14 protein-coding genes are annotated in these 15,926 nt (G+C 36.2%); 8 read left to right on the forward strand and 6 right to left on the reverse strand.

The annotated features are described in order from the left end of the window. Window positions 1–246 precede the first annotated feature (246 nt). The 6 genes from AC5SR4_RS01555 to AC5SR4_RS01580 form a co-directional block, all read right to left on the reverse strand. Window positions 247–1,713 carry a MoxR family ATPase gene (locus tag AC5SR4_RS01555; protein WP_495357783.1) on the reverse strand — a complete coding sequence of 489 codons (1,467 nt, stop codon included), beginning with the start codon at window positions 1,711–1,713 and terminating at the stop codon, window positions 247–249. 50 nt (window positions 1,714–1,763) lie between these two features. Then, window positions 1,764–2,891 (reverse strand): vWA domain-containing protein, encoded by a 1,128-nt coding sequence (locus AC5SR4_RS01560; protein ID WP_495357784.1) that lies wholly within the window; start codon window positions 2,889–2,891, stop codon window positions 1,764–1,766. 89 nt (window positions 2,892–2,980) lie between these two features. Then, complete coding sequence (locus AC5SR4_RS01565) at window positions 2,981–3,658, reverse strand: Crp/Fnr family transcriptional regulator (RefSeq protein WP_495357785.1); 678 nt, start codon at window positions 3,656–3,658, stop codon at window positions 2,981–2,983. Window positions 3,659–3,703: 45 nt separating this feature from the next. Then, the gene (locus tag AC5SR4_RS01570) at window positions 3,704–4,549 is read right to left on the reverse strand and encodes a universal stress protein (RefSeq protein WP_495357786.1); all 846 of its coding nucleotides are present in this window, start codon (window positions 4,547–4,549) and stop codon (window positions 3,704–3,706) included. Window positions 4,550–4,692: 143 nt separating this feature from the next. Beyond that, window positions 4,693–5,739 (reverse strand): response regulator, encoded by a 1,047-nt coding sequence (locus tag AC5SR4_RS01575; protein ID WP_495359142.1) that lies wholly within the window; start codon window positions 5,737–5,739, stop codon window positions 4,693–4,695. Continuing rightward, on the reverse strand, window positions 5,711–6,979 hold the full coding sequence (locus AC5SR4_RS01580; RefSeq protein ID WP_495357787.1) for a PAS domain-containing sensor histidine kinase: 1,269 nt from the start codon (window positions 6,977–6,979) through the stop codon (window positions 5,711–5,713). The genes AC5SR4_RS01575 and AC5SR4_RS01580 overlap by 29 nt, the downstream gene beginning before the upstream one ends. 209 nt (window positions 6,980–7,188) lie before the next feature. Here AC5SR4_RS01580 and AC5SR4_RS01585 point away from each other — a divergent pair, with 209 nt between their 5' ends. The 8 genes from AC5SR4_RS01585 to AC5SR4_RS01620 all read left to right on the forward strand — a co-directional run bounded on the left by AC5SR4_RS01585 (window position 7,189) and on the right by AC5SR4_RS01620 (window position 15,824). After that, window positions 7,189–9,564, forward strand: coding sequence for a heavy metal translocating P-type ATPase (locus tag AC5SR4_RS01585; protein ID WP_495357788.1), 2,376 nt, complete (start codon window positions 7,189–7,191; stop codon window positions 9,562–9,564). A gap of 89 nt (window positions 9,565–9,653) precedes the next feature. Beyond that, window positions 9,654–9,848 carry a cbb3-type cytochrome oxidase assembly protein CcoS gene (ccoS, locus tag AC5SR4_RS01590; protein ID WP_495357789.1) on the forward strand — a complete coding sequence of 65 codons (195 nt, stop codon included), beginning with the start codon at window positions 9,654–9,656 and terminating at the stop codon, window positions 9,846–9,848. A 3-nt stretch (window positions 9,849–9,851) separates the two neighbouring features. Continuing rightward, complete coding sequence (gene ccoN / locus AC5SR4_RS01595; protein WP_495357790.1) at window positions 9,852–12,035, forward strand: cytochrome-c oxidase, cbb3-type subunit I; 2,184 nt, start codon at window positions 9,852–9,854, stop codon at window positions 12,033–12,035. 18 nt (window positions 12,036–12,053) lie between these two features. Beyond that, window positions 12,054–12,239 (forward strand): CcoQ/FixQ family Cbb3-type cytochrome c oxidase assembly chaperone, encoded by a 186-nt coding sequence (locus tag AC5SR4_RS01600; RefSeq protein ID WP_495357791.1) that lies wholly within the window; start codon window positions 12,054–12,056, stop codon window positions 12,237–12,239. Beyond that, entirely contained in the window at window positions 12,236–13,159 is a 924-nt protein-coding gene (locus AC5SR4_RS01605) for a cbb3-type cytochrome c oxidase N-terminal domain-containing protein (RefSeq protein ID WP_495357792.1), read from the forward strand. Before AC5SR4_RS01600 ends, AC5SR4_RS01605 begins: the two co-directional genes overlap by 4 nt. 70 nt (window positions 13,160–13,229) lie before the next feature. Continuing rightward, window positions 13,230–14,654, forward strand: a complete 1,425-nt coding sequence (ccoG, locus tag AC5SR4_RS01610; protein WP_495357793.1) for a cytochrome c oxidase accessory protein CcoG — start codon at window positions 13,230–13,232, stop codon at window positions 14,652–14,654. A gap of 18 nt (window positions 14,655–14,672) precedes the next feature. Beyond that, window positions 14,673–15,119, forward strand: a complete 447-nt coding sequence (locus AC5SR4_RS01615; RefSeq protein WP_495357794.1) for a FixH family protein — start codon at window positions 14,673–14,675, stop codon at window positions 15,117–15,119. A gap of 3 nt (window positions 15,120–15,122) precedes the next feature. Continuing rightward, window positions 15,123–15,824, forward strand: coding sequence for a sulfite exporter TauE/SafE family protein (locus AC5SR4_RS01620; RefSeq protein ID WP_495357795.1), 702 nt, complete (start codon window positions 15,123–15,125; stop codon window positions 15,822–15,824). Window positions 15,825–15,926 lie beyond the last annotated feature (102 nt).

The following is a 15,926-nucleotide window of genomic DNA, read 5'->3' on the forward strand; positions in this document are numbered from 1 at the left end:
AAAAATCAAACTATCCCACGTGATTTAGTACTTAAAAAGGGATTTTACTATAATGAAAAAATCTAGTAGGGAATAATATGTATTTCGGAATTATGTTAAGTTTTATTGGAGAATTGGTTTTGTGCCGTATAGAACATAACAGGGTTTTAGTATCGGTAATATATACGTCATGGTATCGCCCATATATATGGGCGAGTGTTTCCCATATATATGGGCGGGTATTGGTAGCGATAGGGTATTATAATTCTAAATACCTCCTATAAAACTACCGTAAGGGTCTTTAAATTGCATGCCTTCATCAACACGTTGTTTACTAAGCAGTTTATATTCGGTTAAGGCCCATAGAATAAATTCGTAAGCAAAGCTACGGTCTTGTTTTGGCAATAACGGCAGGTAGGCAGCCACCAAATCATCTAAAGGGGTAACGGCCTTCAAAAGGTCATGATAGGCTTTATCACTCAAGCTATCCAACAATTCGAAGTCCTTTTTTTGATTAAAAAACCATGATACAACATCATCATACGGTCCCTCTTCCCCTTGCTTTTGTAATTTTTCTATTTTTGGAAAGTAATTTACAAACAGGCTTTTTATGGCTTCTCCTATTAAATTGTAGGCTACTGCTGCTGCACCTTCTTGTTCACCCTCGTATACCAATTCTATCTTTCCTGTAATGGCAGGTATAATCCCTATAAAATCAGACAGTCGTACCGTAGTTGTCTTTTCACCAGCCACAAGAGCACGACGTTCGGCTGTGCTTAATAAGTTTTCTAATGCGGTAATACTTAAACGGGCACTTACTCCACTTTTGGCATCAATAAAATCGCTTTTTCTAGCCTCAAAAACTATTTGCTCCAATAAATCTCTGGCCAAATCTGGTATTTTAACAGTGTCCTTTTGGCTAGCCACTACTTTGGCCTCTTGCTCAGTAATGCGTTTGGCCGTTTCTAAATCTGTTGGGTAATGGGTTAGTATTTGCGAACCTATACGATCTTTTAATGGGGTTACAATACTACCACGGTTGGTATAATCTTCGGGGTTAGCTGTAAACAGAAATTGAATATCTAAGGGTAATCGCAGTTTAAACCCTCTTATTTGTATATCGCCTTCTTGTAATATATTAAAAAGGGCTACCTGTATTCTTGCCTGTAAATCTGGTAACTCGTTAATGACAAATATAGAACGATTAGCTCGTGGAATCATTCCGTAATGTATCACACGATCGTCGGCATAACTCAATTTTAAATTAGCCGCCTTTATGGGATCTACATCACCTATTATATCGGCTACAGTAACATCAGGCGTTGCTAATTTTTCGGCAAAACGCTCACTTCTATGTAACCAAGTTATTGGGGTTTTATCCCCTTTGTCGGCTATTAATTCGCTAGCATACCTAGAGATTGGATTAAAAGGGTCGTCGTTAATTTCAGAACCTTCCACATAAGGAATGTATTCATCCAATAAATTAAGCATTAAACGAGCAAGGCGCGTTTTTGCTTGTCCGCGTAACCCTAAAAGGTTAATATTATGGCGCGATAAAATAGCACGTTCCAATTCTGGGATTACGGTGTTTTCATAACCATGTACCCCTTTAAAGGTTGTTTCTTTATTTTTTATTTTGGCTATTAAGTTGTCTCGTAATTCATCTTTTATGGATTTACTTTTGTAACCTGCTTTTTTTAATTCACCTAGCGTTTTAATTTTTTCTACGTTCATATAAACTGTTGATTTTATTTTTTAGCTGTAAGTTAATAACCGTTAACTTATCAACCTCTAATGCGTTTTTTCCTATTGGTTTCATAATCTTCAAAAATCATTTCGCCCAGTCCCTTTATACCGGTGTAAAAGGCCTTACCTTGATTGGCATATGTAAACTCTCTAACAAATTTCATTAAATAGTTATCGCGTGCTATCATAAAGGTGGTAATGGGAATATGCAAACGACGTGCTTGCTGCGCCATCATATAACATTTATTGGTTATGGTAGGATTTAACCCCACGCTATCTTTAAAATACTCTCCATTGGGCAAGCGCAAACAACTTGGTTTCCCATCGGTTATCATAAAGATTTGCTTATTGGTATTTCGCTTTCTGCGAAGTATGTCCATAGCCAATTGCAAACCTGCAACTGTATTCGTATGGTAGGGGCCTACTTTTAAATAGGGTAAATCCTTGATTTCTATTTGCCAAGCATCATTGCCAAACACCAAAATATCTAAAGTATCTTTTGGATAGCGTGTGGTTATGAGTTCTGCCAAAGCCATGGCCACCTTTTTGGCAGGTGTAATTCTATCTTCGCCATACAAGATCATACTATGGCTAATATCAATCATCAACACCGTACTCATTTGTGATTTGTGTAGTGTTTCTTCTACCACCAAATCATCTTCAGATAAGGTAAAATCTCCAATACCATGGTTTATTTGTGCATTCTTTAAGCTCTCGGTCATAGATACTTTATCTAAGGCATCACCAAATTGGTAGCTCCTAAAATCGCCTGTATGCTCATCGCCAATACCCAGACTTTTACTTTTATGGTTGCCTTGACCACTACGCTTTATTTTTCCAAAAATTTGATCTAAAGCCTGTTGCCGTATGGCGCGCTCGGTTTTGGCTGTAATGGCCATACCGCCATTACCATCTGGGTCTATTTCTTCTTTTATATAACCTTTTTTCTTAAGGTCTTCTATAAAATCGTCGATGGTATATTCTGAAGTCGTTAGGCTGTATTCTTTATCCAACTCGCGCAGCCAATCAATTGCTTCATCTAAATCGCCTGAGGTGTGGGTAATTAATTCCTTGAAAATTTCGAAAAGCTTATCAAAGGGAGATTGATAGGGTGCTTCGTATGTTTTAAAAACAAAACCTTTTTTGGGCGTATCATTGTTTGTCATAGCCGTATAAAAATAATATATTTTTATACAACATGTTTAAAATCGTCATTAGAATTATTTATAATGCTACAAACAAAATAAATAAAAGACTATTCTACCCGCTTAAGGGCTTCGAGGTTTTCTATCCTAATTTGTTTACCTATAACACTAATTAGACCTTCTTTTTTTAATTGGGACAATACACGAATGGCAGACTCTGTGGCCGTACCAACAATATTTGCTAAATCTTCACGAGATAACAAAACACTTAAGGTATTATCTGGGTTTACTCCAAAACTGTTGTGTATATACACCAATGTTTCGGCCAAACGCTGGCGCACCGATTTTTGTGCCATGTTTACAATAATGTTATCGGCTTCTCTTAAATCATGAGCCATTTCTTTTAAAACATCAAATGAAAACTTGGGATTATTTTGAAGGTGGACAATAATTTCATTTTTGGGAATAAAACATACCTCCATATCATTTAGTGCCACGGCTTGTAAATTGGATGTCTCATCAGATACCAAGGAGCGTTGTCCCAATAGGTCGCCTTTAACAACCATTTTTACAATTTGGTCTTTACCGTTTTCACTTAATTTAGAGAGCTTACAAATACCATCTTTAACACAATACACACCGTTTATGGTTTCGCCTTCATCAAAAATAACCTCCCCCTTCTTAATTGTTTTGGATGTTTTACAATTAGAAATTCCAATAAGCTCCTCCTTACTTAACGATTTTAGTGCGTTAAATTGTTTTATAATGCAATGTTCACACTTTCCCATACTAATTCATTAAAGTGTTATTTAACTTTTACGCTACCATCTTATTTAGTGCAGTACTAAAAAGGGAACGTTCTTGTAATAATTGATTTCTTTCACCTTTGGATGAAACAAAATCTTCTGGAAGTAATTTAAATTTTTTGCTAACATAGCTATCAAATTAACATCCCTACTATCTACAAATTTCTGCAATGCGTCTTCTATATGCTTGTTGGTTAAAAAATGAAAATTATGGTTGTAACTACTTAAATAGTCCTCCAAATATTCTTTGTTTTTTTGTTGATCGTCATTTAGCTTATTACCTTGACTGTCCACATATAATATATCAATTGCAGCTTGGTTGGCTTCTACAATATCTGCAATTGGCTGTAACGTTTCTAAGGGGTAAACAATTGAAAAGTCGGTTGGAAAAACAATCGCTTTAGTTTTTACATACTTGGCGTTTTCGGGTATTACCATGGTTGTGCACTTAACCTTGGTAATTACATTTCCTGTATTACTGCCAATGGGAAGTTTTTTTACTCCAGAAGCGCCCTTGGTACCCATTACTATAAGGTCTATTCTTTTTTCTACAACTTGTTTTCTTATAGCACTTATAATATAATTTGTATCGGTAATTGTAAAAAACCTATGATGGGTGTTTGATGGGTAACTTTTGTTAATACGCTTTACCAGGTCTTGCAATTGTTTTTTTGCGGGTTTTGAGGCTACTTCCAAAGAAGTAGGTACTGTACCATTAGATACATGCGATGAGGATGTCGTAGTTAATGGTCCTGCAACATTAACGTGCAACAAATAAAAATTACATAACGATTTACTAAAAAAATGGAGCGCATACTCGATTGCGTTCCATGAATTTTCAGAAAAATCGGTGGGTATCAAAATATTCTTCATGCCTTGTCTACTTCTAAAGAACAAAAATAGATACATGAAACTAAGTGAAATATGACCAAAATCATAAATGAAAAAAAAACAAGGACAAAACTTCTTGTATTAACCCTTTAAAGACGTTTTGGTAAGGAAACTATTTTAACAAATTAGTTGATTTGTTTTAGTTTATTGATATCTAATATCCTGATATTTCTGCCTTCAATTTCAATAAGTCCCATATCTTTAAAACTGGACAGGGTTCTTATTAAACTTTCCAAGGCTATTCCTGCAACGCTGGCTAAATCGTTTCTGGATATTCTAATAGGGTCTTCGGGCTTTCTATTAAGCTTTTCAGCAAATTTTAATATAGTAGTAGCTGTTCGTCTCTTTACCGAACTATAAGCCATTTCTAACAATTGATCTTTTACCAACGAAAGATCGTCCGTCAATAATTGAATAAGTTCCAAAGTTACTTTATGATTACTATTGAGCACACTTTCAAGTTCGTTTTTTGAAAGTCCTACCAATTCACAATCCTTTATGGCTGTGGCAGACTCTTGGTATGGAATGTTTTGGGTAAATGAGGTATACCCAAATAAATCATCTTCCTTATACAAAGCGGTTGTAAGGGCTTTTCCTTGTTCATCAAATTTATGGCACTTTACCAAACCCTTTGCTATTAGAAATATGTTATTGGAGTGTTGCCCTTCTTCATAAATGGTATCTCCCTGTTTAAAGTTTATAGTTTCACCATTGTCATCAAAAAAGTTTTTAAGGTCATTTAGGGTTCTTATTTCATCTTCATTAGAAACAGGTGCTTCAACCGCTTCCCTTTCTTTTAATATAGCGGCTTTGGCTAAGCGGCTTTCTATAGCACTGGTAAGTTCTTCTTCTTCAAATGGTTTGGTAATATAATCATCTGCCCCCAAATCCATGCCTTTCCTTACATCCTTACGCTCGGTTTTAGCCGATAGGAATATAAATGGAATATGCTTGGTTTTTTCAAGGCCCGACAGCCCTTGTAAAACACCATAGCCATCCAGTTCTGGCATCATAATATCACAAACAATAATATCCGGCAAACTATTTTTAGCTATTTCAAGTCCAGCATTTCCATTGGGAGCTGTTATAACATCGTAACCTGATAGCTCCAATAATTCTGCTGTATTTTCTCTTAAAATAATGTCATCCTCTATCAATAATACTTTTTTCATCATTCCCTTTGTTTGGTAATACAAATGTAAATATACTGCCTTTACTTTCTTCACTCATAAAACTTATGGATCCGCCTAAGTTCTCTAAATGACTTTTTACAATATTGAGCCCTATACCGGTACCTTGCGTAAGTAATGCATTTTCGGCCCTAAAATACCTGTTAAATATACTTTTTTGGTCCTTTACGGGTATCCCTATCCCATTATCCTTAATTTGAAACGTTGTGTATGTAGCATCTTGTTTTATTTGTATGTCTACAATCGTATTTTCAGAAGAGTATTTTATGGCATTATGCACCAAATTAGACAATGCCAACTCTACAATTTTCTCGTCTTGGTACATGGAATAATCATCAATATTCTCAGGATAGTTAATTTTTTGCCCTTCTTTTAAAAGCATATTAGCATTGTAAACAACCTCGTTTACAACTTTGCTAACTTTAAAGGCACTAAAATTATATTTAATTTTTCCGGTCTCTAGTTTCTCAATAGATAAAAAATCATTCAATATATTATTAAGGTAATGCACCTTATCTGAAATGGTTTTTATATGCTTATCCCGTCTTTCTTGCTGCTCGGTCAACTTATACTTACCCAATAACATAGCCGACGTTAAAATACCGCTCAATGGTGTTTTAAATTCATGAGATACCAGTGACAAAAACTTTGTTTTTAATTCATTAAGTTCTTTTTCTTTCTTAAGGGCTTGCTTGGTCTTGTTCTGGGCTTCTTTACGCTTTTTTATTTCAATATCACGCTGTAAATTCACCTCTTTTAACGCATCAACAATATTGCTTAATTCTTTGGTGCGCTCATTTACTTTTTCCTCTAATTGGGTATTGAGTTCTTTAAGTTCAAGCTCCTGCTGCTTTCTAATAGAGATGTCTATAACCAATGCCATAATAAAAGACTTCCCATTAATTTCCATAGGGTTTAAACCTGCCTCTACGGGAAAAACACGGCCATCTTTATGGGCTCCATATAAATCACGCCCCCTACCCATTTGCCTGCTTTCCTTTTCTTTTACAAAGCCCTCAAAATGGGCGCCATGTTGGGCATGGTACTTCTGAGGTATAAGAGTGTTTAAGTGACGGTCTACAAGTTCGTCTTTTGCATACCCAAACATCTTTTCTGCAGACCTGTTTGTCAACACAATTTTTTGGTGGTTATTTACCACGATTACACCTTCGGAAACCGCTTCAAAAAGCACATTAAAAACGTCTTTGTCGTTTTGCAACATTACACCATTAGGGTTTTTAGCTCGCTAAAGCTTACCATTAAACCACTATATAAAAGGTTAATGACAAATTGTTTAGAACAAAATTGTTCACTGCTATCCATAGTTCAAATTATTAAAACCCCGTAAAAATAAGCAAAACATGACAATTATCATATTTATAAAGAACCTCTTTTGTCAATTTTGCACTAGGTATAAATGAGCAAATAATAATGCGTACAAACACATGCTATCATTGTGGGTTAGATGCAAGTTCGTCTGAAATTTTATTTGATGACAAACTATTTTGTTGTAATGGATGCAAAACAGTTTACGAAATTTTTTCTGAAAACAATTTAACCTGCTATTACGATTTGCAAGAGGCTCCAGGTGCAACTCCCAAGGATATTGAAGGGAAATACAACTTTTTGGAAAATCCTAAAATTATAGAGCAGCTACTGGAATTCCATAGCGACCAAGTTCAAATTGTAACACTATATATTCCACATATTCATTGTAGCTCCTGTATTTGGGTTCTGGAAAATTTAAACAAACTACATCCGGGTGTTAGTACATCCATCGTCAACTTTGGGAAGAAAACCGTGCGGGTTACTTATCATTCTGAAACACTTTCCCTAAAAGATTTGGTTATCCTACTAAGCAGTATTGGCTACGAGCCCTTTATTAGCTTGGAGGATTACAGTGTTGGCAAAAAGCATGTAAATAGATCTTTGATTTACAAACTGGGAATCGCCGGGTTTGCCTTTGGTAATGTTATGTTTCTGTCCTTTCCTGAGTATTTTCAAGTAGGTGAATTTTGGCTGGAACAGTTTAAGCCGCTTTTTAGGTGGCTTATGTTTACCTTTTCATTACCAGTCGTGTTTTATTCGGCACAGGACTATTTCATATCTGCTTATAAAGGACTAAAATCCAAACTTCTCAATATTGATGTACCTATTGCATTGGGCGTGGCGGTGCTGTTTATTCGAAGTACTGTTGAAATTATTTTTAATATTGGTTCTGGCTTTTTTGATAGTTTAACCGGCTTGGTTTTCTTTTTGTTGCTCGGTAAGTTCTTTCAGCAAAAAACCTATTCCTTTTTATCTTTTGAACGCGATTATAAATCGTATTTCCCCATAGGCATTACCAAAATAAACACCGATGGCACCGAAACAGCCATTCAAGTATATGATATTGAAAAAGGCGACCGGCTTTTAATTAGAAATGAAGAGCTTATTCCTGTTGATTGTGTTCTTATTAAAGGACAAGCACGTATTGATTACAGCTTTGTAACTGGCGAATCCAAAACCGTTTCTAAACAGTCTGGTGATAAATTATTTGCAGGAGGCAAACAACTATATGGCAGTATTGAAGTAGATGTTTTAAAATCGGTTGAACAGAGTTACTTAACACAACTTTGGAGTAACGATGTTTTTAAGAAGGATAAGGAGTTGTCTTTTACCAACATTACCAACCGCATTAGCAAACATTTTACCGTAGCGGTACTATCTATTGCTTTAATAGCGACTGCTTATTGGCTAGTTGTAGATGCCAGTAAAGCACTAAATGTATTTACTGCCGTACTCATTATTGCATGTCCTTGTGCCATCGCCCTAGCAGCACCCTTTACTTTTGGAAACATTTTACGCATTTTGGGCAAGAAAAAATGCTATTTAAAGAATGCTAGCGTTATTGAGCAACTGTCTAAGATAAACACTATTATTTTTGATAAAACTGGCACCATTACAGCTAATAAAGAAACAGCCATTGCATACGAGGGTGTTAAACTATCTGAAGCAGAAGAGGACCTATTAAAGAGCACGCTTAGAGGGTCCAACCATCCACTAAGTAGATCGCTGTACCAGCTTTTAAAGGAACACAACATCTTAACCCTGGACTCCTACCAAGAACATTTAGGCAAAGGTATTGAATCTACCAGCAAGAATAACAATATTAAAGTGGGGTCTGCATCCTTTGTTGGTTGCGCTAACGATACAGCTACGTTAAACACCACTGTACATGTAAGTACCAATAACCAATACAAGGGCAAGTTTACCTTTTATAATGCCTACAGAAAGGGGCTATCACAACTATTCAACACCCTTAAAAAAGATTATGACCTGGTGATTCTATCGGGAGATAATGATGGCGAAAAAGAAAACTTAACCAAGCTCCTCCCTACCAAAACTAAAATGCTTTTTAACCAAAAACCAGAAGATAAATTAGAATACATTAAACACCACCAAAATGAAGGGGCTCATGTACTTATGGTTGGTGACGGACTAAATGATGCCGGTGCTCTTGCACAAAGCAATGTTGGCATTGCCATTTCAGAAAATGTCAATGTGTTTTCGCCAGCTTGCGATGCCATTTTAGATGCCTCAAAATTCAATCAATTATACAACTATATAAAGCTATCAAAATCTGCCATAAAAATTATTCGATGGAGTTTTTTACTCTCCTTCATATACAACAGTATCGGACTCTACTTTGCCGTAACGGGGCAACTGGCGCCCGTAGTAGCAGCTATACTAATGCCATTGAGCTCCATTAGCATTGTAGTATTTACAACAATTATGACAAATTTAAAAGGACGAAAGGTTATTTGATATTGCTCTAAATTTTAACCCAAACATGACAAATATCATATTTTAGAAAATAAGATGAAACTACTTTTGAACCGTAACTTCAATTAGGTATGAGTGTTATATATATTTTACTAACTATAAGCATTATTGTAGCCGTTGTATTTTTTGTAGCCTTTATTATGGCTGTAAAAAATGGACAATATGATGATAGCTATACCCCATCGGTACGCATGCTTTTTGAAGACGAACTTGTTAAAGACACATCCAATAAATCAGTACTAACCAAAAAAGATCAACAATTATAGATTATGGACAAGCAACAGTTTCATTACGATAATAAAATCGTTAAGAATTTCTTATTCGCTACAATGCTTTGGGGTGTTGTGGGCATGCTAGTAGGCTTACTATTAGCTTTTATGTTTTTATTTCCAAATTTAACCGATGGCATTTCTTGGCTAAGCTTTGGTAGAATAAGGCCCTTACATACCAATGCCGTTATTTTTGCGTTTGTTGGAAACGCCATTTTTGCCGGTGTTTACTACTCTACACAACGGTTGCTCAAAGCAAGAATGTTTAGTGACATACTCAGCAAAATAAACTTTTGGGGGTGGCAACTCATTATCGTATCCGCTGCCATAACCTTACCTTTGGGTATTACAACTTCCAAAGAATATGCAGAGCTAGAATGGCCCATAGATATTGCTATTGCTCTCGTTTGGGTAGTATTTGGATGGAACCTTATAGGCACCATTTTAAAACGCCGTCAACGCCACTTATATGTTGCCATTTGGTTTTATATAGCCACCTTTGTTACTGTTGCCGTACTTCATATATTTAATAGTTTAGAGCTTCCTGTAAGTGCCTTAAAAAGCTACTCGGTTTACGCTGGTGTACAGGATGCCTTGGTACAATGGTGGTACGGTCACAATGCAGTGGCCTTCTTTTTAACCACCCCGTTTTTGGGTTTAATGTACTATTTTGTACCCAAAGCAGCAGACCGTCCAATTTACTCATATCGCTTATCAATTGTACACTTTTGGTCTTTGATCTTCATATACATTTGGGCAGGTCCGCACCACTTATTATATACGGCATTACCCGAATGGGCACAAAATCTGGGAGTGGCTTTTTCAGTCATGCTCCTAATGCCTTCATGGGGTGGTATGATCAACGGGCTATTAACCTTACGTGGTGCTTGGGATAAAGTACGTACCGACCCCGTTTTAAAATTTATGGTAGTAGCCATTACAGGCTATGGTATGGCAACTTTTGAGGGGCCTACCCTATCACTTAAAAACGTTAATGCCATTGCTCATTTTACAGATTGGATTATTGCTCATGTGCACGTAGGTGCTTTAGCATGGAACGGCTTTTTAACCTTTGGTATGGTATACTGGTTAATACCCCGATTGTTTAAAACCAAATTGTTTTCTGTTGGTTTGGCCAACCTACATTTCTGGATTGGCACTCTAGGTATTATTTTATATGCCTTACCTATGTATGTTGCAGGGTTTACACAAGCCAGTATGTGGAAACAATTTAATCCAGATGGCACTTTAACCTACGGCAACTTTTTAGAAACCGTAACCGAGATCATTCCTATGTACTGGATGCGTGCCATAGGTGGCTCCTTATTTGTAATTGGAATGCTCATTATGATTTACAATGTTATTTCAACCATAAAACAAGGCAGTAAAGTAGAAGATGAGTTGGCGGAGGCTCCTGCTCTAGAGCGTGTTACCAAAAGACGCACCACAGGGGAAGGCTTCCATACTTGGTTGGAGCGCAGACCTGTGCAATTAACCATCTTAGCAACTATTGCCATCTTAATTGGTGGTATCATTCAAATAGTGCCTACCATTATGGTAAAATCCAATATCCCAACCATCTCTAGCGTAAAACCCTATACTCCTTTAGAATTAGAAGGCCGTGACATTTACATCCGAGAAGGTTGTGTGAGTTGCCATTCACAAATGATTCGTCCGTTTAGAAGTGAAGTAGAACGTTACGGCGAATATTCGAAAGCGGGAGAATATGTATACGATCATCCATTCCTATGGGGCAGTAAACGTACAGGTCCAGACCTGCACCGTATAGGTAAGAAATATTCTGATAATTGGCACTTTAACCATATGTACGATCCGCAAAGCACCTCATCGGGCTCTATTATGCCGCGATATCCATGGCTTATTAAGCACGAATTGGATAAAACACAAACCGAAGCCAAAATGCGTACCATGGTATCATTGGGTGTACCATATACTGAAGCCGACATTGCTAATGCGCAAACCAGTATGTTAGAACAAGGTAAACAAATAGAGGAAAACCTATATGACGATCCGGATTTTGCGAGAAACTATGAAGCCAATAAAACATACGCTATTGAAAACGAGGTAGCTTTTGTAGAAATGAAAAACCGAGAAATAGTAGCTCTTATAGCTTATTTACAACGCTTAGGAACCGATATTCAAGTAGAAACAGCACAGAATTAACCATCAAAAAATATAACCATGTTAAAATTTGCAAAAAACTATATGGAAAGTATTTCGGGAGTTGAGATATACCCCATCATTTCCCTGCTTATCTTTTTTACATTTTTCGTCATTCTTTTTTGGTGGGTTTTTACCGCTAAAAAAGACTATATAAAACAAGTAAGCAATATTCCATTAGACAACCAAAACGACGATATATTATGAAAAATTTAGTTCCATCCTGGATTCGTGTTCCTGTAGCATTTTTTATCATCTTCGGAGCTGTTGAATTCTTTATCGATTCTGGGGAAAAACCAGCATTTATAGAATACCCCGTAGTACTTCTGTTCTTATTTTTAGTACTACTCATATTAATAGCCATCGAAGCCATTGTTGGGTCAATGGAAAACATCATGCTCCACAAGTTAGATGAAGAAGCTAAAGCACGTTTTTTGGCCGAAAAGAACAAAGTATATCAATTTAATTGGTTCAAAAAGGTTTACAAAAAGCTTTTAGGTTCCAAACCTATTGAAGAAGAGCACGAAATTATCTTAGACCATGACTATGATGGTATTAAAGAATTAGATAACAACCTACCCCCTTGGTGGCTCTATGGGTTTTACATCACTATTGTATTTGCAGCAATTTACCTGTTAAGGTTTCATGTATTTGATGGGCAAAACCAATTTGATGAATTGGAAACCGAATTAGCAGAAGCCAAAATTGCCATAGAGGAATACAAAAAAACAGCTAAGGATTTGGTTGACATCAATACGGTAACACTATTAACAGACCCATCCGATTTAAGCGCTGGTAAAGCTATTTTTGAAACCACCTGTGTGGCTTGTCATATGGCAGATGGCGGCGGTGGTATAGGCCCCAATTTAACCGACCAATATTGGATTTTGGGAGGCGACATAAAACATGTGTTTAAAACCGTTAGTGAAGGCGGGCGCTCTGGTAAAGGTATGGTAGCGTGGAAACAACAGTTAAAACCATCACAAATAGCACAAGTAGCAAGCTATGTATTAAGCTTGCAAGGCACCACACCTGCCAATCCAAAAGATCCTGAAGGTGATCTTTGGGTTGTTGAAAATGCAGAAACAACAACAATACAGACAGATTCATTAACAACATCAAACTAGTTAATAGCAGCAAGAACCAAGAATTAAGCTTGTAAAGCAAACTATTCTTGGTTCTTTAAAAAAACTTGCAATGGAAACCCCAGAAAACGAAATATTTAGAGATTCCATCAGTACAATTACAGAAGAGGGAAAACGGGCCTGGGTGTTTCCCAAAAAACCAAGTGGGCGGTATTATAAATATCGAAAACTGGTAAGCTATTTTCTCTTGGCCTTTCTATTCTTGTCGCCCTTTATTAAAATAAGAGGTAACCAATTTTTAATGTTCAATATTCTAGAACGTCGTTTTAATATTTTTGGGTTTCCTTTTTGGCCACAAGATTTCCATTTGTTTGTTATTTCCATGATTATAGGCGTTGTTTTCATTACGTTATTTACCGTTGCCTTCGGACGTATATTCTGTGGATGGATTTGTCCACAAACCATTTTTATGGAAATGGTTTTTAGACGTATTGAATATTGGATTGAAGGCGACCGAGGCAAACAAATACGTTTAAGAAAACAACCTTGGAATGCCGAAAAAATTAGAAAGAAAGGTTTAAAACTTCTTGTCTTTTTATTCATTTCTTTTCTTATTGCCAATGTATTTTTGGCCTATCTAATTGGCAGTGACAAACTGGTCCAATACATCACCGATGGTCCTTTAAGCCATGTAAGCACCCTCATTTCCCTACTCATCTTTACAGCAGTCTTTTATTTTGTATTTGCATGGTTTAGAGAACAAGTTTGTGTAATTGCTTGTCCGTATGGTAGACTGCAAGGTGTATTATTGGATAATAAATCTATAGTTGTGGCTTATGACCATAAGCGTGGTGAAGGAGATAAAGGTCGAAAAAAATTCAGAAAAAATGAAGACCGAGAGGCATTGGGTTATGGAGATTGTATTGATTGTTTTCAATGTGTAAATGTATGCCCTACTGGTATTGATATTAGAAATGGCACACAATTGGAATGTGTAAACTGTACGGCCTGTATAGATGAATGCGACCATATCATGGAAAGCATCAACCTCCCCAAAGGCCTTATTAGATATGCCAGCGAAGACAACATTGAAAAGAAAGCTCCCTTTAAACTAACAGCCAGAATGAAAGGATACATAGCCGTGCTTTCCATTTTGATTGGCCTATTAACAGGCATGCTGTTTTTAAGAAACGACGTAGAGGCAACTGTTTTAAGATTACCAGGACAATTGTATGAGCATAAGGAAAACAACATCATTAGCAATGTGTTTACCTATAAATTGGTTAACAAAACCGTACACGATATAGAGCATGTAAACTTTAAACTATTGTCGCACAAAGCTACTTTAAAGGTGGTAGGAGTAAATGATCATTTTACAGTCCCAAAACAAGGCATTGCCGAAGGGACGCTCTTTATTGAAATAAATAATGCCGCTTTAACTGGAGACAGAAATAAAATTAAGATTGGCGTTTATGAAAATGATAAACTTATTGAAACAACAACGGCAAACTTTTTAGGACCGAGGAGTTTCAACTAATAACTAATAACTAAAGTTATGAAGATAAATTGGGGCACAGGCATTGTTATAGCATTTATAGGCTTTATAAGCTTTATTATGTATTTTATCATTACCATGAATGTGGATGATAAATACGACCACGATTTGGTTACGGAGGATTACTATGCTGAAGAGCTAGATTACCAAAACGATATAAATAAGCTTAATAACGCCAATGGTTTAAGCGAAAACATTACCTATAAAATAACCAAAGATGGGCTAATGATAACATTCCCTAAAAATTTGGATGCTGAAAAGATAACCGGACATGTGTTCCTATATAGACCATCTAACAAACAATTGGATTTTGATACTACTATATCATTATCTGATCATTATTTGCTCATACCTGACAAACGTTTGGTAGATGGTCGTTGGAACATAAAAATAGATTGGCAATATAGTAATCAATCTTATTTATACAAAGAAACCATCAACTATTGATATATGCTTATTTCTGCTTTTGTTTTAGGTTTATTGGGTAGTTTTCACTGTGTGGGCATGTGTGGCCCCATAGCGTTTATGCTTCCTGTTGACAGAACAAATGCCTACAAGAAATTATCACAAATTACGGTTTACCATTTTGGTAGATTACTGGCTTATGGTATTATTGGGTTATTTTTTGGCATTGTTGGAAAAAGCTTTTCTCTTTTTGGGTTCCAACAGCAGTTATCTATAATTATTGGTATACTAATGATTACCCTGGCTTTAATTCCACAGCATACTTTTAATAAATATAACATTTCTAAACCCATTTATAGATTGATCTCTAAAGTAAAATCTGCTTTGGGAAATGCCCTGAAAAGAAAAACACCAGATACTTTTTTAACCATTGGCTTTCTTAATGGCTTTTTACCCTGCGGACTGGTTTATATGGCTGTTTTTGCTGCCATTGCTGGTGGTAATATTGTGGGTGGTCTTTTAAGTATGGTGGCTTTTGGATTGGGCACCATACCTTTAATGACAACGGCCATCTATTTTAGTCAGTTTTTAAAAGGTAGCATACGGCAAAAAATACAAAAGGCCATTCCCCTGTTTGTTGTACTTATTGGGGCCTTATTTATCCTTAGGGGATTAGGTTTAGGCATTCCATATATCTCGCCAGCACCTATGATAGATACCGTTTCCAACACCATGAACTGCCATTAAATTAAAACGGACCTCTTTCTACTCTATGCAGTCCTCTTTTTAATCTGTACAGAAAAAGTATTAAATACAGAAATAAAAAAAGCACTTCAGTATATATACCAA

Source organism: Aestuariibaculum scopimerae (genome assembly GCF_059428085.1).

Bases quoted from the DNA above. Each gene is read 5' to 3' on its own strand.
- AC5SR4_RS01600 (WP_495357791.1), top strand. From the start codon at position 12,054: ATGTTAAAATTTGCAAAAAACTATATGGAAAGTATTTCGGGAGTTGAG.
- AC5SR4_RS01560 (WP_495357784.1), bottom strand. From the start codon at position 2,891: ATGACAAACAATGATACGCCCAAAAAAGGTTTTGTTTTTAAAACATAC.
- AC5SR4_RS01565 (WP_495357785.1), bottom strand. From the start codon at position 3,658: ATGGGAAAGTGTGAACATTGCATTATAAAACAATTTAACGCACTAAAA.
- AC5SR4_RS01555 (WP_495357783.1), bottom strand. From the start codon at position 1,713: ATGAACGTAGAAAAAATTAAAACGCTAGGTGAATTAAAAAAAGCAGGT.
- ccoN (WP_495357790.1), top strand. From the start codon at position 9,852: ATGGACAAGCAACAGTTTCATTACGATAATAAAATCGTTAAGAATTTC.
- AC5SR4_RS01605 (WP_495357792.1), top strand. From the start codon at position 12,236: ATGAAAAATTTAGTTCCATCCTGGATTCGTGTTCCTGTAGCATTTTTT.
- AC5SR4_RS01585 (WP_495357788.1), top strand. From the start codon at position 7,189: ATGCGTACAAACACATGCTATCATTGTGGGTTAGATGCAAGTTCGTCT.
- ccoG (WP_495357793.1), top strand. From the start codon at position 13,230: ATGGAAACCCCAGAAAACGAAATATTTAGAGATTCCATCAGTACAATT.
- AC5SR4_RS01570 (WP_495357786.1), bottom strand. From the start codon at position 4,549: ATGAAGAATATTTTGATACCCACCGATTTTTCTGAAAATTCATGGAAC.
- AC5SR4_RS01615 (WP_495357794.1), top strand. From the start codon at position 14,673: ATGAAGATAAATTGGGGCACAGGCATTGTTATAGCATTTATAGGCTTT.
- AC5SR4_RS01575 (WP_495359142.1), bottom strand. From the start codon at position 5,739: ATGAAAAAAGTATTATTGATAGAGGATGACATTATTTTAAGAGAAAAT.
- ccoS (WP_495357789.1), top strand. From the start codon at position 9,654: ATGAGTGTTATATATATTTTACTAACTATAAGCATTATTGTAGCCGTT.
- AC5SR4_RS01580 (WP_495357787.1), bottom strand. From the start codon at position 6,979: ATGTTGCAAAACGACAAAGACGTTTTTAATGTGCTTTTTGAAGCGGTT.
- AC5SR4_RS01620 (WP_495357795.1), top strand. From the start codon at position 15,123: ATGCTTATTTCTGCTTTTGTTTTAGGTTTATTGGGTAGTTTTCACTGT.